This window comes from Actinoallomurus acanthiterrae (assembly GCF_054775715.1).
Genome location: NZ_BAAHCO010000001.1, coordinates 1,418,668 through 1,440,179, shown reverse-complemented (window position 1 = coordinate 1,440,179; position 21,512 = coordinate 1,418,668). Strand labels below are relative to the sequence as shown.

The 21,512-nt window shown below is 70.0% G+C and carries 25 protein-coding genes; 14 read left to right on the top strand and 11 right to left on the bottom strand.

Annotation, left to right across the window (positions count from 1 at the left end):
* Positions 1-285 precede the first annotated feature (285 nt).
* The 4 genes from ACYVF7_RS07210 (at position 286) to ACYVF7_RS07195 (ending at position 4,516) form a co-directional block, all read left to right on the top strand.
* Positions 286-1,488, top strand: a complete 1,203-nt coding sequence (locus ACYVF7_RS07210) for a class I SAM-dependent methyltransferase (RefSeq protein ID WP_460336714.1) — start codon at positions 286-288, stop codon at positions 1,486-1,488.
* Positions 1,489-1,828: 340 nt separating this feature from the next.
* On the top strand, positions 1,829-2,044 hold the full coding sequence (locus ACYVF7_RS07205) for a TFIIB-type zinc ribbon-containing protein (RefSeq protein WP_460336712.1): 216 nt from the start codon (positions 1,829-1,831) through the stop codon (positions 2,042-2,044).
* Between the two features lie 146 nt (positions 2,045-2,190).
* Complete coding sequence (locus ACYVF7_RS07200) at positions 2,191-3,435, top strand: hypothetical protein (RefSeq protein ID WP_460336710.1); 1,245 nt, start codon at positions 2,191-2,193, stop codon at positions 3,433-3,435.
* A 160-nt stretch (positions 3,436-3,595) separates the two neighbouring features.
* Positions 3,596-4,516, top strand: coding sequence for a phosphotransferase family protein (locus ACYVF7_RS07195; protein ID WP_460336707.1), 921 nt, complete (start codon positions 3,596-3,598; stop codon positions 4,514-4,516).
* Between the two features lie 225 nt (positions 4,517-4,741).
* Here ACYVF7_RS07195 and ACYVF7_RS07190 read toward each other — a convergent pair whose 3' ends face one another.
* Both ACYVF7_RS07190 and ACYVF7_RS07185 read right to left on the bottom strand, forming a co-directional pair.
* Positions 4,742-5,128: a hypothetical protein gene (locus ACYVF7_RS07190; RefSeq protein WP_460336704.1), complete on the bottom strand. Its 387-nt coding sequence runs from the start codon at positions 5,126-5,128 to the stop codon at positions 4,742-4,744.
* A 244-nt stretch (positions 5,129-5,372) separates the two neighbouring features.
* Positions 5,373-5,804, bottom strand: a complete 432-nt coding sequence (locus ACYVF7_RS07185; protein ID WP_460336702.1) for an SSI family serine proteinase inhibitor — start codon at positions 5,802-5,804, stop codon at positions 5,373-5,375.
* A gap of 488 nt (positions 5,805-6,292) precedes the next feature.
* Between ACYVF7_RS07185 and ACYVF7_RS07180 the strand changes: the two genes are divergently transcribed.
* From ACYVF7_RS07180 to ACYVF7_RS07135, 10 genes are all read left to right on the top strand, one after another.
* Positions 6,293-6,820 carry a hypothetical protein gene (locus tag ACYVF7_RS07180; protein WP_460336699.1) on the top strand — a complete coding sequence of 176 codons (528 nt, stop codon included), beginning with the start codon at positions 6,293-6,295 and terminating at the stop codon, positions 6,818-6,820.
* 68 nt (positions 6,821-6,888) lie between these two features.
* Positions 6,889-7,761, top strand: a complete 873-nt coding sequence (locus tag ACYVF7_RS07175; protein WP_460336696.1) for a DUF4097 family beta strand repeat-containing protein — start codon at positions 6,889-6,891, stop codon at positions 7,759-7,761.
* Positions 7,762-8,049: 288 nt separating this feature from the next.
* The gene (locus ACYVF7_RS07170; protein ID WP_460336693.1) at positions 8,050-9,024 is read left to right on the top strand and encodes an ATP-binding cassette domain-containing protein; all 975 of its coding nucleotides are present in this window, start codon (positions 8,050-8,052) and stop codon (positions 9,022-9,024) included.
* On the top strand, positions 9,021-9,824 hold the full coding sequence (locus ACYVF7_RS07165) for an ABC transporter permease (RefSeq protein ID WP_460336690.1): 804 nt from the start codon (positions 9,021-9,023) through the stop codon (positions 9,822-9,824). Before ACYVF7_RS07170 ends, ACYVF7_RS07165 begins: the two co-directional genes overlap by 4 nt.
* Before the next feature lie 229 nt (positions 9,825-10,053).
* On the top strand, positions 10,054-10,416 hold the full coding sequence (locus ACYVF7_RS07160; protein ID WP_460336687.1) for a DUF2089 domain-containing protein: 363 nt from the start codon (positions 10,054-10,056) through the stop codon (positions 10,414-10,416).
* Positions 10,413-10,673 (top strand): hypothetical protein, encoded by a 261-nt coding sequence (locus ACYVF7_RS07155; RefSeq protein WP_460336684.1) that lies wholly within the window; start codon positions 10,413-10,415, stop codon positions 10,671-10,673. The genes ACYVF7_RS07160 and ACYVF7_RS07155 overlap by 4 nt, the downstream gene beginning before the upstream one ends.
* A gap of 19 nt (positions 10,674-10,692) precedes the next feature.
* Positions 10,693-11,124, top strand: coding sequence for an SHOCT-like domain-containing protein (locus ACYVF7_RS07150; protein ID WP_460336681.1), 432 nt, complete (start codon positions 10,693-10,695; stop codon positions 11,122-11,124).
* Between the two features lie 32 nt (positions 11,125-11,156).
* Complete coding sequence (locus ACYVF7_RS07145; RefSeq protein WP_460336678.1) at positions 11,157-11,942, top strand: ABC transporter ATP-binding protein; 786 nt, start codon at positions 11,157-11,159, stop codon at positions 11,940-11,942.
* Positions 11,939-12,700, top strand: a complete 762-nt coding sequence (locus tag ACYVF7_RS07140) for an ABC transporter permease (RefSeq protein WP_460336676.1) — start codon at positions 11,939-11,941, stop codon at positions 12,698-12,700. The genes ACYVF7_RS07145 and ACYVF7_RS07140 overlap by 4 nt, the downstream gene beginning before the upstream one ends.
* A gap of 75 nt (positions 12,701-12,775) precedes the next feature.
* A complete protein-coding gene (locus ACYVF7_RS07135) occupies positions 12,776-13,363 on the top strand; it encodes a DUF1707 SHOCT-like domain-containing protein (RefSeq protein ID WP_460336674.1) in 588 nt (195 codons plus the stop codon).
* Between the two features lie 102 nt (positions 13,364-13,465).
* Here ACYVF7_RS07135 and ACYVF7_RS07130 read toward each other — a convergent pair whose 3' ends face one another.
* From ACYVF7_RS07130 to alr, 9 genes are all read right to left on the bottom strand, one after another.
* A complete protein-coding gene (locus tag ACYVF7_RS07130) occupies positions 13,466-14,293 on the bottom strand; it encodes a hypothetical protein (protein ID WP_460336671.1) in 828 nt (275 codons plus the stop codon).
* Positions 14,250-15,377, bottom strand: coding sequence for a hypothetical protein (locus ACYVF7_RS07125; protein ID WP_460336667.1), 1,128 nt, complete (start codon positions 15,375-15,377; stop codon positions 14,250-14,252). The genes ACYVF7_RS07130 and ACYVF7_RS07125 overlap by 44 nt, the downstream gene beginning before the upstream one ends.
* Positions 15,378-15,479: 102 nt before the next feature.
* Positions 15,480-16,511 (bottom strand): tRNA (adenosine(37)-N6)-threonylcarbamoyltransferase complex transferase subunit TsaD, encoded by a 1,032-nt coding sequence (gene tsaD / locus ACYVF7_RS07120; protein ID WP_460336665.1) that lies wholly within the window; start codon positions 16,509-16,511, stop codon positions 15,480-15,482.
* The gene (gene rimI, locus ACYVF7_RS07115) at positions 16,508-16,993 is read right to left on the bottom strand and encodes a ribosomal protein S18-alanine N-acetyltransferase (protein WP_460336662.1); all 486 of its coding nucleotides are present in this window, start codon (positions 16,991-16,993) and stop codon (positions 16,508-16,510) included. The genes tsaD and rimI overlap by 4 nt, the downstream gene beginning before the upstream one ends.
* Positions 16,990-17,652, bottom strand: a complete 663-nt coding sequence (gene tsaB, locus ACYVF7_RS07110) for a tRNA (adenosine(37)-N6)-threonylcarbamoyltransferase complex dimerization subunit type 1 TsaB (RefSeq protein ID WP_460336659.1) — start codon at positions 17,650-17,652, stop codon at positions 16,990-16,992. Before tsaB ends, rimI begins: the two co-directional genes overlap by 4 nt.
* Positions 17,653-17,951: 299 nt before the next feature.
* The gene (locus tag ACYVF7_RS07105) at positions 17,952-18,680 is read right to left on the bottom strand and encodes a hypothetical protein (protein ID WP_460336656.1); all 729 of its coding nucleotides are present in this window, start codon (positions 18,678-18,680) and stop codon (positions 17,952-17,954) included.
* A gap of 139 nt (positions 18,681-18,819) precedes the next feature.
* A complete protein-coding gene (tsaE, locus tag ACYVF7_RS07100; protein WP_460357813.1) occupies positions 18,820-19,242 on the bottom strand; it encodes a tRNA (adenosine(37)-N6)-threonylcarbamoyltransferase complex ATPase subunit type 1 TsaE in 423 nt (140 codons plus the stop codon).
* A gap of 29 nt (positions 19,243-19,271) precedes the next feature.
* Positions 19,272-20,354, bottom strand: coding sequence for an alpha/beta fold hydrolase (locus tag ACYVF7_RS07095; protein ID WP_460336653.1), 1,083 nt, complete (start codon positions 20,352-20,354; stop codon positions 19,272-19,274).
* Positions 20,351-21,496 (bottom strand): alanine racemase, encoded by a 1,146-nt coding sequence (alr, locus tag ACYVF7_RS07090; protein WP_460336650.1) that lies wholly within the window; start codon positions 21,494-21,496, stop codon positions 20,351-20,353. The genes ACYVF7_RS07095 and alr overlap by 4 nt, the downstream gene beginning before the upstream one ends.
* Positions 21,497-21,512: the final 16 nt, after the last annotated feature.

The following is a 21,512-nucleotide window of genomic DNA, read 5'->3' as shown; positions in this document are numbered from 1 at the left end:
TATGCGGCATTGGTCAAAGCTTGCCCGGCGTCCCGACACGGCCCGCGGCCACCCACCCCAAGGCCCACGTGGCGGCCCCGTACGGTCCGCCCCCGCCCGGCCACCAACCGGCGGTGACCCGGCATGGGCCCGCACCCGCCCAGCCTGCGATCCACCTGGTGGCGCCCGGTACGGTCGGCACCCTGCCCGGCCGGCAGCCCGCCAGTGGCTCGGTACGGTCCGCGACCGTCCAGCCGCGGCCCGCCCGGGTACGGTTCGCGGCCGCGCGGCCACTACGGTCGTCGGGTGGACATCGCCGCATTTCAGGGGCTGCTCACCCCCGAAGGCCAGGAACTCCTCGGTGAGATCGGCGCCGCCGACGTCGACGAGCGCACACTCCTCGCCACCGCCTCCCGGCTGCGCGCCCGCCACCCCGCGGAGCTGGTCGGCGCCGCGCTCACGCAGGCCCGGCTCCGCGTGCGCGGGCGGGCCAAGTTCGGGGCCGACGCGGACCGCATGTACTTCACGCCGCAGGGGCTCGAGCAGGCGACCCGGGCCGGCGTAGCCCGGCACCGGGCGCGGCGGTTCGCCGACCGGCTCGGCGGCCTCGCCCCACGCGGCACGGTGCTCGACCTGGGCTGCGGCATCGGCGGCGATCTGCTGGCGCGCGCCCGCGCGGGCGTCGGCGGCCTCGGCGTGGAGCTGGACCCGCTCACCGCCGCCGTCGCCCGGGCGAACCTCCGCGCCTTCGCCCTGGAGGACCTGGCGGACGTACGGCAGGGCGACGCGACCGCGCAGGACCCGGAAGGGCACGCCGCGGTCTTCGCCGACCCCGGCCGCCGGACCTCCCGCGGGCGGGTCTTCGACCCGGAGGCGTACCTGCCGCCGCTGGGCACGGTGCTCGCCATCGCCGGACGAGCGCCCGGCGCCTGCGTCAAGGTGGCGCCGGGCATTCCCCATGAGGCCGTGCCCCCGGGCGCTGAGGCCGAATGGATCTCCGACGGCGGCGAGGTGAAAGAGGCGGCGCTGTGGCTGGGTGACCTGGCCGGCGACGTACGACGCCGGGCGACCGTCCTGCGGCAGGGCCGCGAGCCCGCCACTCTGACGGCCGAGCCCGATCTCGGGCCGCCCTCCATCGCCGGCTGGCGCCGCTATCTGTACGAACCGGACGGCGCGGTGGTCCGGGCGCACCTGGTGGCCGAGGTCGCGGCCCGGCTCGACGGAGCACTGGCCGACCCGCGGATCGCCTACATCACCTCGGACGCACTGCTGACGACGCCGTTCGCCCGGCCGTACGAGATCCTGGACGTCCTGCCGTTCGCGGTGAAGCGGGTACGGGCGGCGCTGCGCCAACACCGGACGGGCACCCTGACGATCAAGAAGCGCGGCTTCGCGGGCGACGTCGAACGACTGCGCCGCGACCTCCGCACGGACGGCCCCGAGGAACGCGTCCTCGTGCTCACCCGCGTAGGCGACGCCCCGACCGCCCTGATCTGCCGCGAGGCCTGAGCAAGACGACACCGGGCGCCGCTCGCGCCGGGTCCCCCGAGTCCCATGCGGCGTACCGCGCATCGCCCACCCGTCGTCCGCGCGGCACTGCCCGTCGCGGCCCGGCACCGCTCGCGCCGCGTCGCGTACCGCGCGACCCACGTTCGTGGGGCGACCACCGGGTGTTGCCACGGCCGGACCGCCTCTCTGGGGCGCGCGTGATGGGCGACACGCCAGAGTCCGGCAAAGACCACGGTCGTGACCGTGTCCGGCTGACTACTCTTGGCGACCGGAAGGCCGCGCCGCGGGCGCGATGACGGGGGCGCGCCGGGCGGGCGCGGGCGAACACGGGGGTTGAACGATGGCCGACGCCGTACTGCGGTGTCCGAAGTGCGGTGCCGGAATGGTGACTTTCCAGCGAGGCGGCATCGTGTTCGAGGAGTGCTCCCGCTGTCGCGGGGTGTTCCTCGGGCGCGGGGAGCTCGACCGCTTGATCTGGCGCGGCACCGGGCAGGTCGCCGCCGTCTGCGGCCCTCCGGCGGGGCTCTCGTACGAGGGCCGGCACCGTCGCGCCTGAAAAGGGCAATTTGCCGTAGGCGGCTAAGAATCTCTTTTCCCTGAATTTCTTTTCTTCGGCTCGATGACCTTGGTTCGCTCAATAGAGTGTCTCCTCGCGATCCACGCCGCCGCCATTTCCGGCAGGGCAAACGAAGGAGCACCCGGGTGGACACCAATCACAACTTCCTGCAGACAGGGGGTCAGCCGGTCTCGGACCGAATGCGAGAATTGCTAGCCCGCGCGGCGCAAGATCACGTCTATGAGCAGCGGTCGACGGGGCAGCTCCTGGACGAGATCCACCAGCGGTTGGAGGGAATAGAGTGGCTGCTCCGCGAGGTCCGGGAGCGTGAGCTCACCGGGCTGACGACCCAGCTCGACACCGTCCGCGGGCAGGTCGACGAGCTGTTCGGCAAGCCTCCGGAGTGGGCCGAGGGGCTGGCCGAGCACATCGAGTCGGTGGGCGAGCGGGTCAAGCCCGTCGCCGAGTTGCCCTCTCTCTGGGCCGACGTCGGCGTCATCGCCGAGAACGTCGACGAGGGCCTGGCCCGCATCCAGGCCGTGCTCGACTCCAGCCGGAGCATCACCGACGCGACGTTGCAGGCCGCCCAGCAGATGGACGACCTGACCAAGCGTCTCGACCGGCTCGCGGGCACGATGGAGGCCGCGTCGGTCCGGTTCAACCGGCTGGACAAGACCCTCGCGGACCTCGGGCACCGGTCCGAGAAGCTCGAGCATGAGATCAACGGCGTGGCCGGCAAGGTCGACCAGTCGCTGAGCGACATGGCCGAGCGCGTCGAGCAGGGCCTCGAGGCGGTCAACGGCCGGGTCGAGGGCGTCGGCGGGCGCCTCGACGGCATCGACGGCCGCCTGGAGGGCCTGTCCGGCAAGCTGCGCGGGGTCGAGGGGCATTTTCAGGCTCTGGAGGCCAAGGTCGACGGGGCCTGCGACCGTGTCGAGGGCGTCGACCAGCAGATCGACCGGCTGCCGGTGACGCTGGAGATCACCGAGCTGCATCGCAAGATCGCCGCGATCGGCGACCGCCCGTTCATCGACCCCACCGACCGGTTCGACGCGTTGGAGAAGCGCCTGTCCGAGGCGGTCGACCCGCTGATCGACGAGTTGCGCGCCCGGCCCGACCGCGACGAGACCGAGGAGACGTTGACGAAGGTCATCGACGCCTCCCGCGTCGACCTGACCAAGCACATGGAGATGCTGCGCGAGGATCTCCTGCGCCAGGTCGTGGGGGTGCACGACGACGTCACCCAGCGGGTCACCGGCGTGCAGCACGACGTGACCAAGCAGGTGACGACCGTCCATGAGGATCTGATGAAGCGGCTCGTCACGCTGGAGGAGACGATGCTGGCGCTGGCCGAGGCGTTGCTCCGGCCGCGACGCGACGGCAAGGACTGATGGGGTGGCCGCTCGCAAATCACCTTAGAGCGGCCACTTCGTCAACATTCCCCCATTAACCGCAATTTGTACGGCCGACCCGCAAGGACATGCCGTTCGCACTATCTCGCATCGATAAAATCACTACCGATCCTCGGCCGAATCCGTTTTGATGGGGGCCGTGACCTTCCCCACGCTCTCCGATCCGCCGAGCGCTGCCACGCTGCGCTGGATCGAAAAATGCCTGGGGCCCGGCAGTGAGGTGAAAATGGTCCGGCCGATCGTCGGCGGCCTGGCCCATGTCAACCACGCGGTGCTGGCGGAGAGCCGCTCGGGCACCGTGCACCGCCTGGTGCTGCGGCGCTGGGCGTCGTCCGGCTGGCCCGTCATCGACATCGACTTCTCCCCCGAGGTCGAGATCGCGGCGCTGACCCTGCTCACCGCGTGCGAGATCCCCACGCCCACGCTCGTCGCCGCGGACCCCTCCGGCGCCCACTGTGACGTCCCCGCGCTGCTGATCACCCGGCTGCCCGGCCATCCGCCCCGGCCTTCCCCCACCGAGCTGCCCGAATACCTCATCCAGCTGGCGGCCGCGCTGCTCCCCGTGCACACGGTCGCGGGGGCGGCCACGATGCCGCCCTACCGCCCGTACAACCGGCTCGAGATCAGGCTCGCCCCGCGGCACGCCCGCCGGCCGGCACTGTGGGAACACGCGCTGGACGTCGCCGCCGGCCCCACCCCCGGCGCCGTGCCGCATTTCATCCACCGCGACTACCACCCCGACAACACGCTGTGGGCGGGCGGCCGGCTGACCGGCATCGTCGACTGGTCCACCGCCACGTACGGCCCGGTCGCCATCGACATCGCCCACATGCGCCGCGCCCTGGCCCTCCGGTACGACATCGCGGTCGCCGACCGGTTCTCCGCCTGCTTCGACCAGGTGTCCGGCGGCTACCGCCACGACCCGTACTGGGACCTGCGCACGGTCCTCGACCTGCTCCCCGAGCAGCCCGACCGGACGATCGCCGCCCGCGACATCCCGGCCCTGGAGGACCTGCTCGACCACGCCCTCGCCGACCTCGGCGCCCCGGCCCGCTTCTGACCCACCGGCTTCCGTCTCACACCGGGACCGACTCGCGCGGGGCGAGGTGACGTCATGATGACGTCACGGCGCCCTCGGGCGTCGTCTTCCCTCGTCCTCAGTCCGGACGGCGTCGCGTCCCTCTCAGGCGCCGAGCCCCGCGCCGGAATGGCGCGGGGCTCGGTCATGGGCGAGTACGTCCCCCTCCGGCCGTACCCGCCCACGTTCTGGTGACCGTTGGCTGGCTCAGGCCCCGGTGGACCGTCCCGCCCGGACCCGCGTCAGCAGGTCGTCGAGCTGGGAGACGGCGGGCTGCCAGTCTCGCGGTACGACGTGGCACCTGCGCGCCCGATTCTCGCCGTACGTGATCGAGTAGGCGATGTGGTCGGCGATGTCGCAGCCTGCCGGCGAGGACCACCAGGTCCGGATCCGGTCCAGGTTCGCGCGAAGGCCGTCGAGCTCGGTGGCGCTGAGGGTGATCTCCGTCGGTCTGGACGACGCGCGGGCCACGCCCGCCGTGTCGACGGTCACCGTGTCACTGAAGCCGGCGAACCCGCCGGTCCGCGTGTAGGTGACGAGCGTCGACTCCCCGGCCGGTTCCGTGGCGGCGTACGCGCCACCGGCCATGGTCATCGTCGTTACGAATAGCGTGCAAATGGAAAGAAAAATGCGTCGCATGTCCACCTCTTTGTGGCGTGCGCCGATGAATTCGGCGATGCAGAACAAGACAGGATGGAGGTACGGCGAAATCGCCATTCAGCGATATCACCGCTTGGCGCGGAGCTCCGTCGGCTCGGGACCCCGCCGTCCCGAGCCGACGTCCAGGAACGCTCGTGAAGTGACCGGATGACATCCCGGTCGACCTGGAATTTCTCCGTCAGAAGGCGAAGATGACGCCTCCCGTCGCGCGGATCGCCGCGCAGCGGTTGAAGAACGTCCGCGCATAGCGACGCGAACTACCGTTCCACCGGCCCTGCGCGGTCACCCGCACGGGCGCGTAGATCAGCGTGCACGCGCCGGTCCCCTCGGGCAGGTCGGCGATCCGCCCCTCGACGCCGCGAAGCTGGTCGCAGGCCGCCGACGGGGCGAGGTGGGTGCCACCGTCTGGATCGCAGGTCAGGACGGCCGTACGAGCAGTTTCTCCACTCTCGACCGGGCTGACGGACAGGGTGTAGACGCCCTGCGGCCAGGTCGACGGCGCGGTCGGTGCCGCCATCGCGGCGGGGCCGGCGACCATGGCGGCCGCCCCCAGGGCGGTCACCGCGGCGAACCGCCGTCCTCCGGTACACAGCGAATCAGGCATGCGCATTCCTACCTCCTTGCCAGGCCGGGCTGTGTTCGACAGCCATTTCGGCGTGACGAGAGTCGGCCTTTTGGGCGTTCCCTCGCCTTAATGATGGGACCTTTCCACAAAGACTCTGACAGCTTGTTTCGTCGTGAAGTCCTTGCAGTCACGGATGTTATGGCGGCGAAATCCGCGATTCAACCCCCGCACGCCTGTCCGGACCCGGCCAGCGATCTAACAGGGGAACAATTGAAAGATGTACTTGTTCTGACCTGCGCGTACATCTGTGCCGCCATCAGCCCTTCTGCGGTTAACGGGACGTGTCCTCGTCGCGCGGCGAATCAGAATATTCCGAATAATTGAACCGCATCAGTGGGCCACATCACATCGCCTCGCCGGCCCGCCGCCGACCGGCGGGTGACGCCAAGCGACCACCATGGGAGCCATCGTGACGTCAAGATGACGTCACTTCGGTGTTGTCATGACGCCAAATGGTGTGCCATGCTGACGTCATGCACTTGGAGTCGTACGTCGCCCAGCTTCGCCAGGAGCTCGCGGTCGCCGCCGAGACCGGCGGCGATGAGGCCCGCGAGCTCGCCGAGCGCCTCACCGCGCCCCTGCAGTCGGCGGTCCGGCTCGTCCTGCTGGAGGCACTGTCGACCGCCGCCGAGGAGATCACGCGAGAGCTCGCGCCCGGCTCGGTGGACGTGCGCCTCCGCAGGGGCGAGCCGGAGTTCGTCGTGGAGCCGCCTCCCGGCGGCACGGAGGGAGACACCGCCGTCGCGGCGGCGCCGGAGATGGAGCCCGCTCCACCGGTGTCGTACAGCACCAAGGACAGCGCCGTCTCCCGGATCAGCCTCCGCCTCCCCGAAGAGCTGAAGACCAGGGCCGAGCAGATCGCCGACCGCGAAGGGCTCTCGGTGAACGCCTGGCTCGTCCGCACCATCGCCGAGGCCGTGGAGCGAACGGACCGCGAGCAGGACGTCCGCAGGCGCTCGTCTCCGCGCGGCGGTAATCGCTACACCGGCTGGGCCCGCTGACCTGGGCCCTCTTCACCACCACCGATCAACGGCGGGGTCATCGACCCTGCGACCCGAAAGGCAGCATCATGCCCACATTCGCCAGCCCGGAGCCGATCTCCGCAACAGTCGACGTTCTCCTCATCGGTGAGTTCCGCATCACCGCGTCCGACCGCACCGACACCGTCGTCGAGGTTCGGCCCGCCGACGCGTCGAAGGCGAGCGACGTCCGAGCCGCGGAGGAGACCAAGGTCGAATACACCGACGGACGGCTGCTGGTCAAAGGGCCGAGGAGGCGCGCCAGCATGATCCTTGGCCCCGGCAAGGACGCCGCCGTCCAGGTCGACGTCGAGCTCCCCGCAGGCTCTGACCTGCACGCCTCATCCGGGTTGGGCAGCATCCACTGCGAAGGACGGCTCGGCGACTGTGAGCTCTCCAGCGGTGCCGGCGGCATCTGGATCGAGGACGCCCGCACGCTGCAGGCCAAGACCGGCGGCGGGGACGTCACGGCCGGACGCGTGGCGGGCGACGTGAAGATCACTACAGGTGTCGGCGAGGTACGCCTCCGCCACGCCGACGGCGCCGTGACGATCAAGACCTCCTCCGGGGCCACCTGGGTCGGCGAGGCCGCCGGTGACATCCAGATCCGCTCCGCCAGTGGTGACATCGTGATCGACCGGGCGCATGCCGACATCGAGGCGAAGACCTCAGCGGGCAAGATCCGCATCGGTGAGGTCTCTCAGGGCACCGTCGTCATGCAGACCTCCGCCGGTCAACTGGAGGTCGGTGTCCGCGAGGGCACCGCGGCCTGGCTCGACGTGCACTCCACCGCCGGAAGCGTGCGCAACATGCTGGACACGACCGACGGCCCCGGGGAGGCCGACCGGACCGTGGAGGTCCGCGCCCGCACCTCACTCGGTGACATCGTGATCCGCCGCGCCACCCCGACCCTTCAGGACTGAGCCGTACGAGAGGGACGCCGATCTGACACCTGATCCCCGGCGGGCACCGGCCCGCGCCCCACTTCCCCACACCTTCTGACCGGGCTGCGATCTTTCGCCCGATTCCGTGACCCCCGCAGCGTCACGAGGCCCGGTCACCCGTTCGCCTCGCCCCGTACTCCCCTGGCAGAGGCCCGGGCGTTACCCCGATCCCCGTTGATCCCCTCCCATCCAGGGCGGTGTGCCGCCATCGGCGCGGCACACCGCGTCCTGACGCACCATCCCCTGACCCCAGCAAGGAGATCCCTCATGAACGACGCGATCACAGCCGAAGGACTGGTCAAGCGATACGGCGAGGTGACCGCTCTGGACGGGCTGAGCTTCTCCGTCCCGCAAGGGACGGTGCTCGCCCTGCTCGGCCCGAACGGCGCCGGCAAGACCACGACGGTACGGGTCCTGACCACGCTGCTTCCGCCGGACGGCGGCCACGCCACCGTCGCCGGATGCGACGTCGTCGGTGACGCCCGGCGGCTGCGCTCCCGCATCGGGCTGTCCGGCCAGTACGCCGCCGTCGACGACCACCTCACGGGCGCCGAGAACCTGGAGATGGTCGGGCGGCTGTACCACCTGGGCGTCAAGCGCAGCAAGGCCCGCGCCCGCGAGCTGCTCGAACGCTTCGACCTCACCGACGCCGCCGACCGCCCGGTCAAGGGCTACTCCGGCGGCATGCGCCGCCGCATCGACCTCGCCGGCGCCCTGGTCGCCGAGCCGCCGGTGCTGTTCCTGGACGAACCCAGCACAGGCCTGGACCCCCGCGCCCGCGCCGCGCTGTGGGACACCATCTCCGAAGTCGTCAAGGGCGGCAGCACGCTGCTGCTGACCACCCAGTACATGGAAGAGGCCGACCACCTCGCCGACCACATCATGGTGGTCGACCACGGACGCGCCATCGCCCGCGGCACCGCCGACGAACTCAAGGACCAGGTCGGCGGCAACCGCGTCGAGCTGACCGTGACCAGCGCCGCCGAACTGGAGACCGCCCGGCAGGCACTCGCCTGGGTCGCCGCCGGCGCCATGCAGAGCGTGCCGGAGTCGCTGCACATCACCGCCCCGGTCGCCGACGGACCCGAGGCGCTCCGCCAGGTCCTCGGCCGGCTGGCCGAGGAGGGAGTCCGGGTCCGGGACGCCGGGCTGCGGCGGCCGACCCTCGACGACGTCTACCTCACCCTGACCGGGCGCCACGCGTCCGGCGCCGAAGAGCAGGTCCAGGAGGCCACCCGATGAACGCGCTCACCATGCCCATCGTCGATGGCTGGACCATCGCCAAGCGCAACACCCTGAAGATCCGGCGATCGCCGGACCTGCTCGGCGCGGCGGTCATGTTCCCCATCGTGTTCGTGCTGATGTTCGCCTACGTCTTCGGCAGCGTCATCAACATCCCGGGGATGTCGTACCGGGAGTTCCTGCTCCCCGGCATCTTCGTCCAAGCCGTGCTCATCAGCGCGCAGACCACCGGCTACACGCTGACCCTGGACCTGCAGAAGGGCATCTTCGACCGGTTCCGCTCGCTGCCCATGGCCCCGTCCGCGGTGCTGATCGGCCAGACCGTCAGCGACCTGCTGATGAACGTCGCCAGCCTGGTCGTCATGGCGGGGATGGGGCTGGTCGTCGGGTGGCGGGTGCACACCTCGCCGTTCGAGGCCGTTCTGGGGTTCGGGCTGCTACTGCTGTTCGCCTACGCGTTCTCCTGGGTCACCGCGACCGTCGCGCTGGCCCTCCGTACGCCGGAGAGCTTCAACAACATCGCGACCATGGTCTCGTTCCCGCTGATGTTCATCTCCAACGCCTACCTCGACAGCTCCAAGCTGCCCACGGTGCTGCGCGTCGTCGCCGAGTGGAACCCCGTCTCCACCTTTACCAAGGCCGCACGCCAACTCTTCGGCAACACCAGCGCCGCGCTGAAGACCTCGAACGCCTGGCCCCTCCAGCACGCCGTTCCGGTCTCGCTGCTCTGGATCGCCGTCATGTTGGTCGTGTTCATCCCGCTGGCGACCCGCCTCTACAAGAAGGCTGTCAGCGCCTGACCACCACGCGACGCGAAGGCGCCCCGTCCGGCTACCCACACCGGAGGGGCGCCTTCGACGTGTTGGCGAGGGCGCTTGTGACACCGGAGACACGGTTGGCGGACGTCGAAGCAGATGATTCAGATCGTTCAAGATCAAATTAAGATAATCAAGTCATCCACGTTGACGGCTTAAGAAAGTCAAGATACAACTTAACGACGGGCATACCGCCGAGAGTGAGGGGCCGAGGGTGGACTGGCAGGAACTGACGGACCTGACGCAGGGACGGCCGTTCGTGGTCGAGCGGATCCGCCTGGTCGGCAGCGGCGTCGCGGTCGAGGGGCAGTTCGAGCCGCCGCAGCTGGCTCAGCTCAGCGTCAACGACCAGGTGTTCGTCGCCGCGTTCGTACGGTCGCACGGCTCGATCAAGGAGATGGAGCGGGTCTTTGGAGTGAGCTACCCGACGGTCAAGTCCCGGCTGAACCGGATCGCCGAGCAGCTCGACTTCGTCGACATCGACCCGGCGCCCACCGGCGCCGACGTCGTCGACCGCCTGCGCCGGGGGGAGATCAGCGTCCAGGAGGCCCTGGCCGAGCTGGAGAAGTCCCGATGATCCCGCAGCTGGTGACGGTACGCCATCGCCGTCGCAATGGCCGCTGGCTGCGGCTGTACGTCCCCGTCGTTCCGGTAGTGCTGGTGCTGTCGCCGCTGCTGCTGCTCGCCGTGCTGGGCGGGCTGGTCGCATGTCTCGTCTTCCGGGTGAGCCCGGTGGGCGCGCTGCGCGGCATCGGGCGACTGCTGTGGGCGCTGCCCGGCACCCGGTTCGAGTTCGAGCAGGGCCGGACGGCCGTGCTGGTAAGCGTCAGATGAGTCAGAGAAAAGAGCAGCGATGAACGAGCAGCGTCGCCAGATCCTGCAGATGTTGACCGAAGGCAAGATCACCGCAGACGAGGCCGAGCGGCTGATCGAGGCCCTCGAACGAGCACAGCCCGAGTCGCCGCCGGCGGGCGAGTCCCGCCCGAACCGCCGGCCCAAGTACCTGCGCGTGGTGATGAGCTGGGCGGACGACTCCGGCGGCGACGGGGCGGGCCGGATCAACGTCCGGGTCCCGCTACAGCTGCTGCGCGCCGGGGTCCGGCTCGCGAGCCTCATCCCTCCACAGGCGCTCGCCAAGGCCAACGCGGAGCTGGACAAGGCGGGGGTGCCGATCGACCTCGCCGAGCTCAAGCCGCAGCACATCGAGGAGCTCATCGAGCACCTCGGCGACGTCATCGTCGACGTCGACGACCCCGGCAGCAAGATCCAGGTGTTCTGCGAGTGACACCGCCACCGGCCGGCGAAGGGAGATCCCCGATGACGACACAGGCGATCAGCGTGCAGGGTCTTGAGAAGTCCTACAAGGAACTGCGCGTGCTGCGCGGCGTGGACTTCGCCGTGGCGCCGGGCAGCATCTTCGCCCTGCTCGGCTCCAACGGCGCCGGCAAGACCACGGTCGTGAGAATCCTGTCCACCCTGCTCAGGTCCGACGCGGGGACGGCCACCGTCGGCGGCTTCGACGTCGCCGCGCAACCGGCGAACGTCCGGGAGTCCATCAGCCTCACCGGGCAGTTCGCGGCCGTGGACGAGATCCTCACCGGCCGAGAGAACCTCGTGCTGATGGCCCGGTTGCGGCGGGTGGCGGACCCCGGCCGGGTCGCGGATGACCTGCTGGCCCGCTTCCAGCTCACCGACGCGGCCGGGCGAAGGGTGTCGACGTATTCCGGGGGCATGCGCCGTCGCCTGGACATCACCATGAGCCTCGTCGGGAGTCCGCCGGTGATCTTCCTGGACGAACCGACCACCGGGCTCGACCCTCAATCTCGCGTCGAAGTGTGGAACAGCGTCAAAGAGCTCGCCGGGCAGGGCACGACAGTGCTGCTCACCACGCAGTATCTGGACGAGGCCGAATATCTCGCCGACCGGATCGCGATCCTCCACCAGGGGCGGATCATCGCGAACGGCACCCTCGACGAACTGAGACGGCTCCTCCCGCCCGCCAAGGTCGAGTACGTCGAGAAACAGCCGACCCTCGAAGACGTCTTCCTCGCCATCATCGGCGACGACCCAACGTCGGCACGGACCACCGAGGAACAGAGATGACCACGCGTTTCTTCGGCGACACCGCCCTGCTGACGGGCCGGACCATGCGCCACATCACGCGCAGCCTGGACACCATCATCACCGTCGCGATCATGCCGATCGCCCTCATGCTGCTGTTCGTGTACGTGTTCGGCGGCGCGATCCACACCGGCTCGCAGCACTATGTGAACTACCTGCTGCCCGGAATCCTGCTCATGACGATCGCGATGGGCACCTCCTACACCGCATTCCGGCTCTTCATCGATATGAAGAACGGAATCTTCGAGCGATTCCAGTCCATGCCGATCGCACGCTCGAGCGTGCTGTGGTCTCACGTGCTGACCTCAGTGGTCTCCAGCCTGATCTCGCTCGTGATCGTCGTGCTCGTCGCCCTCATCATGGGATTCCGCTCAGGCGCGGGGGTGCCGGCACTGCTCGCGGTGGCCGGAATCATCATCCTGTACACCCTGGCGGTGACCTGGATCGCCGTCATCGCCGGCCTGACCGCCAAGACCACGGACGGCGCGGGCGCCTTCGGCTACCCGATCACCTTCCTGCCTTTCATCAGCTCGGCGTTCGTGCCCACTCACACCATGCCCGGCCCGGTGCGCGCCTTCGCCGACAACCAACCCGTGACATCCGTCGTCAACACGATCCGCCGCCTGTTCGCGCAACAGCCGGTCCACACCGACGTCTGGACCGCCCTCGCCTGGTGCCTCGGCATCCTCATCGTCGCGTACGCCCTCGCCATGACCACCTACCGCCGTAAAATCGCCTGAGAATCTGTCTCCTCAGACCGACCAGTCAGCAATTTCGGTGGCGCGGTGCCACCACTTCGCCGCCGAGGAGGCCGGATGCCGGAAGATCCGCCCAGCTCACCCGTGCTGCGCGCGTCCGACGCGGACCGCGACCGGGTCATCGAACTGCTGCACGCCGCCGTCGCCGACGGCCGGCTCGACCCTACCGAGTTCGACGAGCGGCTGGACGCGGCGCTGGCCGCCCGCACCGTCGACGCGCTGACCCCGCTCACCGCCGATCTGATCGCGGCGCCGGGCGGCGACGGCGCCCTCACGCCGGCCGCGCCGGCCGCCGAGCTGCTCACCATCAAGGAGAAGCACGGCTCGGTGCGCCGCGACGGCCGGTGGACGCTGCCGCACCGGCTGGCGCTGCGCACCGCGTGGTGCGACGTGATGCTGGACCTGACCAGCGCGGTGCGCAGCGGGCCCGAGCTGGTCATCGAGCTGAAGGTGCGCGGCGGCAACGTGGAGCTGGTCCTCGCGCCGGGCATGGTGGTGGACGCCAACGAGCTGTCGGTACGGCACAGCGCGCTAGCGATCAGCAGGGACTCGGGTGACGACACGCCCGAGACGCTGCACGTCCGCCTGGCAGGCCGAATGCGACACGGCCGGATCGACACCCGGTGGCAGGCACCGCGCCCGTGACCCGGCAGGGCCACGAGCCGGACGCAGCGCTACGCCATGACCTGGGTGATCGGGAGGGAGGGAGTGCTGTACGTTCGCCAGAACGACGGCATCCGTAATCGCTCATCCCACGGCCCAGCCGATCGCTGCCAGAAGATCTTGAGCGAGGAACGCAACAGACGCCGAGACGGTCAGCGGCTCGCCGACTCCTTCCTCTGCTCGTCCGGCCATGAGCGAGCCCAGAGCGTCATTACCGGCGGCGAAGAGCTCCGCGAAGAACGCCATGGCCTGCTCGGTGACAGGCCCCGCCAGTTCATCCGACTTCAGGTATTCGATCCTTGAAGCGAGATCGGCAGTCGGTACGGCGACCAGGAGCCGATACACATCGTGGGCGTCTTTGTCCACCAAGCGCCCTGGTGTTCCCTGCCGCTCCCCCAGCTTGTGCAGCTTTGCGACCAGGAGCGCAGCGGGGCCTGCGACTTTGGCAGCGAAGACACGATCATCATCCGATGATAGGGAGCGTATTTCCATCGGCGCATAGTCGACGACGGCTGCTTCCAGCCCGACTGCCCGACGAGCCGCGTGCTTCGAGTGAGGTGGAATGCGTGCTCCGCGTCGACCAGTCTGGCCGGCGAGGGCATCAGGAACCATTAAGTCAACTGGTACTCCGTCCGCGTTCAGCCACGTACCGGGCTGCCGATCGAGTTCGAAACCGGCGGCCCGCATGGTCTCTTCGAGCAACGGCTGATCCATCAGGGCGCGAGCATCCAGAGCCAGGTCACTGTCCTTCGTCGCCTCTGCCAGCGCGACCGGTGCCGCGCCCGTATGCATGTAGACCGCTTGTGCACCGATCACGATGACTGAAGACAGGTGGTCGTGGAGTGCCTCAAGGGCGTCCAGCAACGCGCTACGTGCGGCGATCAGAAGGTCGACGTCGCCAGTCGCTTTCATGTTTCTCCATCCAGTCGAGGAGGGCATGCGCCTCGGCAGGGCTCCTCCCCGGTCCGGTGAGGAGATCGACTGCGGCCTGGCTTGGGGCTACGAATCTCAAGCCGCCGGTTTCCACAGGCCGGTCGAAGACGACACCGTAATCACCTGTCGCGAGCAGAGTGTTGGCCCCGGAGTCGACCGACCGCAGTCCTAGTCGCTCCGCGACCCGGTCCGGATCGTCCACATAGATCATGGCCAGGCGCGGAGGAGCATAAGGAGCATAAGTATAGGCAGCGAGTGATCCGCTGATCACGTATCGTAGCTCCTGAGAGGCCGTCAAGCTGTCCAAAACAGCAGACAGGCCTCTCGGCTGGAGATAGGCGCTCACTGTATTGCTGCGTTGGAACCCGTAGTCTTCACTCCACCGTTCGATGAGCCCCCGCCACCGTGCCGCGCTGATGGGCCCTCTCGGAGTTCGCTCGATGAGTGCCTCGCGCTCCAGGAATTCGACCACACGGTAAGTTGCTCCCGTTGAAGCCCCAGAGCGCCGAGCCAGCTCCGGCACACTGATCGGCGGGGCGAAGTCCACAAGCGCACGGACAACCCGTGCGGCCGGGGGACCCTGCAAGGTTCCCCGCGGGCGGCCCGGACCTCGCCAGGGGTCGCGATCGGCGCCGACGTCTCGTAGGAACAACGCCGGCCGCTCAAGCACCACCCGCAGATTGCCGGTCGCATCAACGTAGGAGACTCCACGCTCTTCCAGCCATGCCCGCGCCGAGGGCGGAAGGTAGCGCGCGGCCAACAAAGGTGCAGCCGCCCCCGCGTAGTGATGGATGTGCGACTGGACCTGCTCCAGCACTCCCGAGAGATCACGAGTCACGACGGACCGCTTCGCCTCGACCACGAGGACGGCTCTCGTCTGATCAGGCCCGGTCAACTCCACGAAGGCATCGATCCGGCGATCAGCGATCACCGCGTCTTCCTTGACCCTAACCGACCAACCTGGTGGTAGATGGTCACGTAGGAGGGCGAGAGTTCGACGAAGAACATCGACCTCGCGCTCCGGCGGATCATCAAGATCGATCGCACCCTGTTTGGACGCCATGCCGACCCCCGGCCCTGCGTCGATACTCGGGAAATTAGCCAGTTCCGCTGCTAACGGAACTTGAGGATATCGCGAAACTGCTGAGAACGAGCAAGACCCGTTCTACGCCATGACCTGGGTGATCGGGAGGGAGGAGTCAGCCGGCAGGTCGAGGTCTGAGGGGGTTAGGCCGGAGGCGACGAGCTCGGAGCCGAGTGCCGCGACCATCGCTCCGTTGTCGGTGCACAGCTTCGGGCGGGGCACCCGCAGCCGGATGCCCGCCGCGTCGCAGCGCTCCTGGGCGAGCGCGCGGAGCCGGGAGTTGGCCGCGACGCCGCCGCCGACGAGCAGGTGGGAGACCCCGTTGTCCTTGCAGGCGGCGATGGCCTTCTTGGTCAGCACGTCGACGACCGCCTCCTGGAAGGCCGCGGCGACGTCGGCGACCGGGACCGGCTCGCCGGCGCGCTCACGGGCCTCGACCCAGCGGGCCACGGCGGTCTTGAGGCCGGAGAAGGAGAAGTCGTAGGTGCCGTCGTCGTACTTGCCGCGCGGGAAGAACACCGAGCCGGGGTCGCCCTCGCGGGCCGCGCGGTCGATGTACGGGCCGCCAGGGAAGCCGAGGTCGAGCACCCGCGCGACCTTGTCGAACGCCTCGCCGGCGGCGTCGTCGACCGTGGAGCCGAGCGGGCGTACGTCGGTGGCGACGTCGGGGACGAGCAGCAGCGACGAGTGGCCGCCGGAGACGAGCAGCGCCACGCACGGCTTCGGCAGGGCGCCGTGTTCGAGCTGGTCGACGGCGACGTGGGCGGCGAGGTGGTTCACGCCGTACAGCGGCTTGCCGAGGCCGAGGGAGTACGCCTTGGCAGCGGCGACGCCGACGAGAAGGGCACCGGCCAGCCCGGGACCGGCGGTGACGGCGATCGCGTCGACGTCGTTCAGGGTCACGCCGGCGTCGGCCAGGGCGCGGTCGACGGTCGGTGTCATGGCCTCCAGGTGGGCTCGCGACGCCACCTCGGGGACCACCCCGCCGAACCTCGCGTGCTCGTCGACGCTGGAGGCGATGGCGTCGGCGAGCAGCGTGTGGCCGCGTACGATCCCGACGCCCGTCTCGTCGCAGGACGTCTCGATCCCCAGGACCAGGGGCTCGTCCTTCATTTTCCCACTTCCTGTCCGGCGGGCACTCCGCTCCGCCGCGCGTCACGGACCATCACGATCGCGTCCACCCCGGACGGCTGGTAGTAGCGCTTGCGAATGCCGACCTGGGTGAAGCCGAACCGCTCGTACAACCGCCGCGCCCGGTCGTTGTCGGCGCGCACGTCGAGGAACACCTCGGGGCAGCCGCGGGCGGCGGCCTCCCCCAGCAGCGCGGCCAGCAGCCGGGTGCCGAACCCCCGGCCCTGCGACTCCGGCCGGACGCCGATGGTCAGCACGTCGGCCTGGTCACCGACGGCGGCCAGGCCCGCCCAGCCGGCGAAGCACCCGTCCTCGTCCTCGATCACGACGTAGTGCCGCGTGCCGCTCAGGTCGGCCAGCTCCTCACGGTAGGCGTCCTCGGACCAGGACTCCTCGGGGAACAGGACGGGTTCGAGCGCCAGGACGTCGGGCAGGTCGTCGGCGGTCATCGGGCGCAGCGTCATGCCGGCGTCACCCGTTTGCGCGGGCCGGGCTCGCGGGCGTCGGGCTTGCGGAGGTACAGCGGGACGGGCGGCACCAGCGCGGGGCCGTCGCCGCCGTTCAGCCGGGTGATCACCAGGTCGGCGAGCGCGGCCGCGGACGGCAGCGCGGGCTCCTGCCCGGCGAGCGTGTCGGCGTAGAGCAGCGCGCCCTCCCCGACCGCGGGCAGGCCCGGCTCGGCCGCCTCGGCGGGCTTGCCGACGGCGGGCCCGGCGGCGCGGGCGCCGGCGGTGTCGTAGCGCGCCCAGTAGACCTCCTTGCGCCGGGCGTCGGTGGCCACGACGAAGGGGCTCGTACGGCCGGACTGCCAGGCGAGGACGTCGAGGGTGCAGACGCCGTGCACGGGGATGCCGAGGACGGCGCCGAGCGCGCGGGCGGTCACCAGACCGACACGGAGCCCGGTGTACGGCCCGGGGCCGACGCCGACCGCGATGGCCGACAGGTCGGACCGGGTCACCCCGGCCTCGTCGAGCACGGTCGCGATCGCGGGGGCGAGCACCTCTGCGTGCCGCCGCCGGTCGACCGCGTTCGACTCGGCGCGCAGGCGAACGTCGCCGGAGGTGCCCTCGCTCAGGGCGACGGTGACCGCGGCGGTAGCGGTGTCGAAAGCCAAGACCAGCACGACCTATGAGCGTAGCGCGCCCACAGCACCGGTCCGGCCGGGTCAGGCCCGGTCAGGACGTTCGGCAGGCGTACCGACGGCCGCTGTACGGTCCGGCCAGGACGGATCACGGCCATCTCCGGCGTACCGAGCCGCCGTACGGCCAGGTCAGGACCGATCAGCACCCTCGACCCACGCACCGACCGCCACCGTACGGCCCAGGTCAGGCGTTCGGCGGGCGTACCGACCGCCACCGTACGACCGAGCCAGGACCGATCACGGCCCTCGACGCGCGTGCCGAGTGGCGCCGGGCGGCCGGGTCAGGACTGGGACTGGAGCTTGGAGATGACGTCTCGGGCCGCGGAGAGGGCGCCGTTCGTGGCGTCGGAGGACGGGAGGGGCTTCGCGGCGTCGTTCTGGCCGTCGTTGCCGGAGTAGTGGACGGTGACGAGGACGTTGGCGAGGCGGGCGTTGGCGACGGCCGCTCCGACCTCGCCCTTGTCCACGGTGTACACCACGTACGCCTGTTCACCGACGCCGCTGACGCCACGGCTGTCACGTACCTCGACGGTGTCGCCGAGGTCCTTGCCCGTGCGGTCGGACTCCCACTCCGCGCCGAACGTCTGGGCCGCGACGGCGGTCGCGTTGCTCTTGCCCTGGGCGCTCATGGCGCGCAGTTCGACGGTCAACTGCCGGCCCGTGTCGCCGTAGAGGCTCCACGCGCACTCGCTGTGCTGGTCGGACTGGTTGGCCTGGTCCATCTCGGTACGGTCGGCGCTCGGGGCGAGGTCGTCGGCGACCTTCTGGCTCAGCGCGGTGCAGGCGTCGGGGACGACGTCGCGTTCGTTGCCTCCGGGGGCGCTCATGGGCGAGTTCTGCGGCCCGCTTCCCTCCTTCGACGACGCCGCGTGCCGGGCGTTGTCGCCCGTACGGAGGAAGGCGAACGCCGCTACGGCACCGACCGCGACGACCACTGCGAGAGCGCCCGCGACGGCCCAGACGCGTCTGCTGCGTCCGGCCGGGCGGGGGGCACGACGATGACCGCTCACCGGATCTCTCCCCCTCGACCTGTATGTCCTGATCTGCCAGGAAGGTGAGATTTATCCGAGAGGGTATTGCAAGATCCCTGAAACGTCTGCGTCAAGTGGGAAAGGAACCTGGCCAGATTCTGTTAATCGACTGAGTCGGTCACAGTACGTGATCGATCGGTGAGTCCGCCCAGCGCGCTCCCACCCCGACGATCCGGACGGTGCGCTCCTCCGAGTCGCCCCGCTCGATGGCGACCTCAAGGCGGTCCTCGGACAGCTCCTCGACCAGGCCCTCGCCCCACTCGACGACGGTCACGGCGTCCTGCAGGTCGAGGTCGAGATCGTCGACCTCGTCGAGACCACCGAGACGGTAGGCGTCGGCGTGGACCAGGGACGGTCCCCCGGCCAGCGACGGGTGCACCCGGGCGATGACGAAGGTCGGTGAGGTGATCGGCCCCCGGACCTTCAGGCCCTCGCCCAGCCCCTGGGTCAGCGTCGTCTTGCCCGCGCCGAGCGGCCCGGACAGCACGACCAGGTCTCCGGCGCGCAGCGCGCCGGCCAGCCTGCGGCCCAGCTCGCGCATCGCCTCATCGGTGGGAACCGGGATGGGTTTCACGCCGACCGCTCCTCTTCCTCGACACGGCGCACACGGTCGATCAGCCGGACGAGCGCCTGGGTGACGATCTCAGGATGCTCCATCATGGAGACGTGGCCGGCCTCGGCCACCTCGACGAGCTCGACGTCGTGCAGCACCTGCGCGATCGCCCTCCCGTGCGCGGCGGGCGTCAGGCGGTCCTCGTCGGCGACGACCACCAGCGCGGGCAAGTCCGCGAACACCTCCAGTGCCGCGAGCTTGTCGTGCGCCGCGAGCGTCGGATAGAACGCCGCGATCACGTCGATCGGCGTCGCCCGGATCATCTGCTCGAGGAAGTCCACGACCGACGGGCTCACGTTCTTGTCGCCGAAGGCGATCCGGCGGGTGACCATGAACGCCACGTCGGCGCCGACCTTCCGCCCCCGGTCGATGAGCTCGGCGGGCTTGCCGCCGAGGGTACGCGTCACCCGGGGCAGCGTCGCCTTGAACACCTTCCCGAACGCCATCGGCAGGCCCAGGGTCAGCTCCGCCAGCTCGCCCGAGGACGTGTTGATCAGGCCGACGGCGGCGATCCGGCCGCTCTCGAACAGCTCCGGGTGGGCGTCCGCCAGCGCCATGATCGTCATGCCGCCCATCGAGTGGCCGACCAGGATCACCGGCGTGTCCGGCTCGACGGTGGCCTCCAGCACGGCGAACAGGTCGGCGCCGCACTGGTCGACGGTGGCGTGGGTCAGGTCGCTGCGCCCGGACAGGCCGTGACTGCGCTGGTCCCAGAAGACCATCCGCAGGTCGCCGTCCCGGCCGAGGTCACGGCGCTGGTAGTGCCAGCAGTCCTGGTTCAGGGCGTAGCCGTGGCAGAAGACGACCGTGAAAGGGGCGTCGTCCGGTCCGTCGATCTCGACGTGGAGCGGCACTCCGTCGGTCGCCTCGACCGTCAGCGGGCGGCCGCGCAGCTCGCCGAACGGCTCGCCCGCGTCGGGGTCCGGGGTCAGCCGGGCCCGCCCGACGGCGTACCTGCGCGCGGCGACGACCGCGCCGACGCCGATCGCGGCGGACGTGCCGACCGCCGCACCGATCAGACCAATGCGCTTCTTGTTCACTCGGGGGATCCTTCGTACACGCGGGGGATGCGGGCGCCGATGCGGGTGACGATCTCGTACGAGATGGTGCCGAGAAGGTCGGCCCAGTCCTGGGCGGTGGGCTCGCCCCGGTCGCCCGGGCCGAAGAGGATCACCTCGTCCCCGGCCTCGATCGCGTCGTCGCCCACATCGATGACGAACTGGTCCATGCAGACCGTGCCGGCGATGCGCCGCCGGCGTCCCGCCGCCCAGACCTCCAGGACGTTGGTCCCGCTGCGCGGGATCCCGTCGGCGTATCCCAGGGGGACGAGCCCGAGCGTCGTCTCCCGCTCGGTGACGTAGCGATGCCCGTACGAGACGCCGGTGTCCGGCGGGACCCGTTTGACGTTGATCAGCCGCCCGGTGAGGGTCATCGCGGGCCGCAGGCCGAAGTCACGGCCCGGGATGGGGGTCAGGCCGTACGCGGCGATGCCGGGCCGGACGAGGTCGTAGCGCGCCTCCGGGATCGTCAGCGTCGCCGCGGAGTTGGACAGGTGCCGGAGCTCCGGGCGTACGCCGGCCTTCTCGGCCAGTTCGACGGCCTCGGCGAAGATCTTCAGTTGCGCGGCGATCGACGGATGGCCCGGCTCGTCCGCGCACGCCATGTGCGACCACAGCCCCACCACCCGCACCTGCCCGTCGGCCTGGGCGCGGAGCGCGGCGTCGACGACCGACGGCCACTCGGCGGCGGTCGCGCCGTTGCGGGACAGCCCGGTGTCGGCCTTGAGGTGCAGCCGCGCCGTACGGCCGGCGCGCACGGCGGCCTGCGCGATCTCCGCCACCTGGGCCACCGAACTCGCGGTCAGGTCGACGCCGGCGCCGATGGGCTCCTCGAACGGCTCTCCCGGGCCGTACAGCCAGCACAGCAGCGGCGCGTCGACACCGGCCCGCCGCAGCGTCATCGCCTCGGCCAGCGAGGCCACGCCCAGCCAGGTCGCGCCACCCGCCAGCGCGGCGCGGGTGACCGGGACGATGCCGTGCCCGTACCCGTCGGCCTTGACGCACACCATGACCTCGGCGCCCGCCGCCTTCTCGCGGAGGACGCCGACGTTATGCCTGATCGCCGCCAGGTCGACACACGCTGTCGCGGGGACGTTCACCATGCGTTCCAGTGTGGCAGCCATCGGCGTGAGCTCCGGC

Excerpts from the sequence above, each read along its gene's own strand:
- ACYVF7_RS07205 (WP_460336712.1), top strand. The coding sequence starts at position 1,829 with ATGGCCGACGCCGTACTGCGGTGTCCGAAGTGCGGTGCCGGAATGGTG.
- ACYVF7_RS07190 (WP_460336704.1), bottom strand. The coding sequence starts at position 5,128 with ATGACCATGGCCGGTGGCGCGTACGCCGCCACGGAACCGGCCGGGGAG.
- ACYVF7_RS07185 (WP_460336702.1), bottom strand. The coding sequence starts at position 5,804 with ATGCGCATGCCTGATTCGCTGTGTACCGGAGGACGGCGGTTCGCCGCG.
- ACYVF7_RS07180 (WP_460336699.1), top strand. The coding sequence starts at position 6,293 with ATGCACTTGGAGTCGTACGTCGCCCAGCTTCGCCAGGAGCTCGCGGTC.
- ACYVF7_RS07175 (WP_460336696.1), top strand. The coding sequence starts at position 6,889 with ATGCCCACATTCGCCAGCCCGGAGCCGATCTCCGCAACAGTCGACGTT.
- ACYVF7_RS07170 (WP_460336693.1), top strand. The coding sequence starts at position 8,050 with ATGAACGACGCGATCACAGCCGAAGGACTGGTCAAGCGATACGGCGAG.
- ACYVF7_RS07165 (WP_460336690.1), top strand. The coding sequence starts at position 9,021 with ATGAACGCGCTCACCATGCCCATCGTCGATGGCTGGACCATCGCCAAG.
- ACYVF7_RS07155 (WP_460336684.1), top strand. The coding sequence starts at position 10,413 with ATGATCCCGCAGCTGGTGACGGTACGCCATCGCCGTCGCAATGGCCGC.
- ACYVF7_RS07150 (WP_460336681.1), top strand. The coding sequence starts at position 10,693 with ATGAACGAGCAGCGTCGCCAGATCCTGCAGATGTTGACCGAAGGCAAG.
- ACYVF7_RS07145 (WP_460336678.1), top strand. The coding sequence starts at position 11,157 with ATGACGACACAGGCGATCAGCGTGCAGGGTCTTGAGAAGTCCTACAAG.
- ACYVF7_RS07140 (WP_460336676.1), top strand. The coding sequence starts at position 11,939 with ATGACCACGCGTTTCTTCGGCGACACCGCCCTGCTGACGGGCCGGACC.
- ACYVF7_RS07135 (WP_460336674.1), top strand. The coding sequence starts at position 12,776 with ATGCCGGAAGATCCGCCCAGCTCACCCGTGCTGCGCGCGTCCGACGCG.
- ACYVF7_RS07130 (WP_460336671.1), bottom strand. The coding sequence starts at position 14,293 with ATGAAAGCGACTGGCGACGTCGACCTTCTGATCGCCGCACGTAGCGCG.
- ACYVF7_RS07125 (WP_460336667.1), bottom strand. The coding sequence starts at position 15,377 with ATGGCGTCCAAACAGGGTGCGATCGATCTTGATGATCCGCCGGAGCGC.
- tsaD (WP_460336665.1), bottom strand. The coding sequence starts at position 16,511 with ATGAAGGACGAGCCCCTGGTCCTGGGGATCGAGACGTCCTGCGACGAG.
- rimI (WP_460336662.1), bottom strand. The coding sequence starts at position 16,993 with ATGACGCTGCGCCCGATGACCGCCGACGACCTGCCCGACGTCCTGGCG.
- tsaE (WP_460357813.1), bottom strand. The coding sequence starts at position 19,242 with ATGCGCGAGCTGGGCCGCAGGCTGGCCGGCGCGCTGCGCGCCGGAGAC.
- alr (WP_460336650.1), bottom strand. The coding sequence starts at position 21,496 with ATGGCTGCCACACTGGAACGCATGGTGAACGTCCCCGCGACAGCGTGT.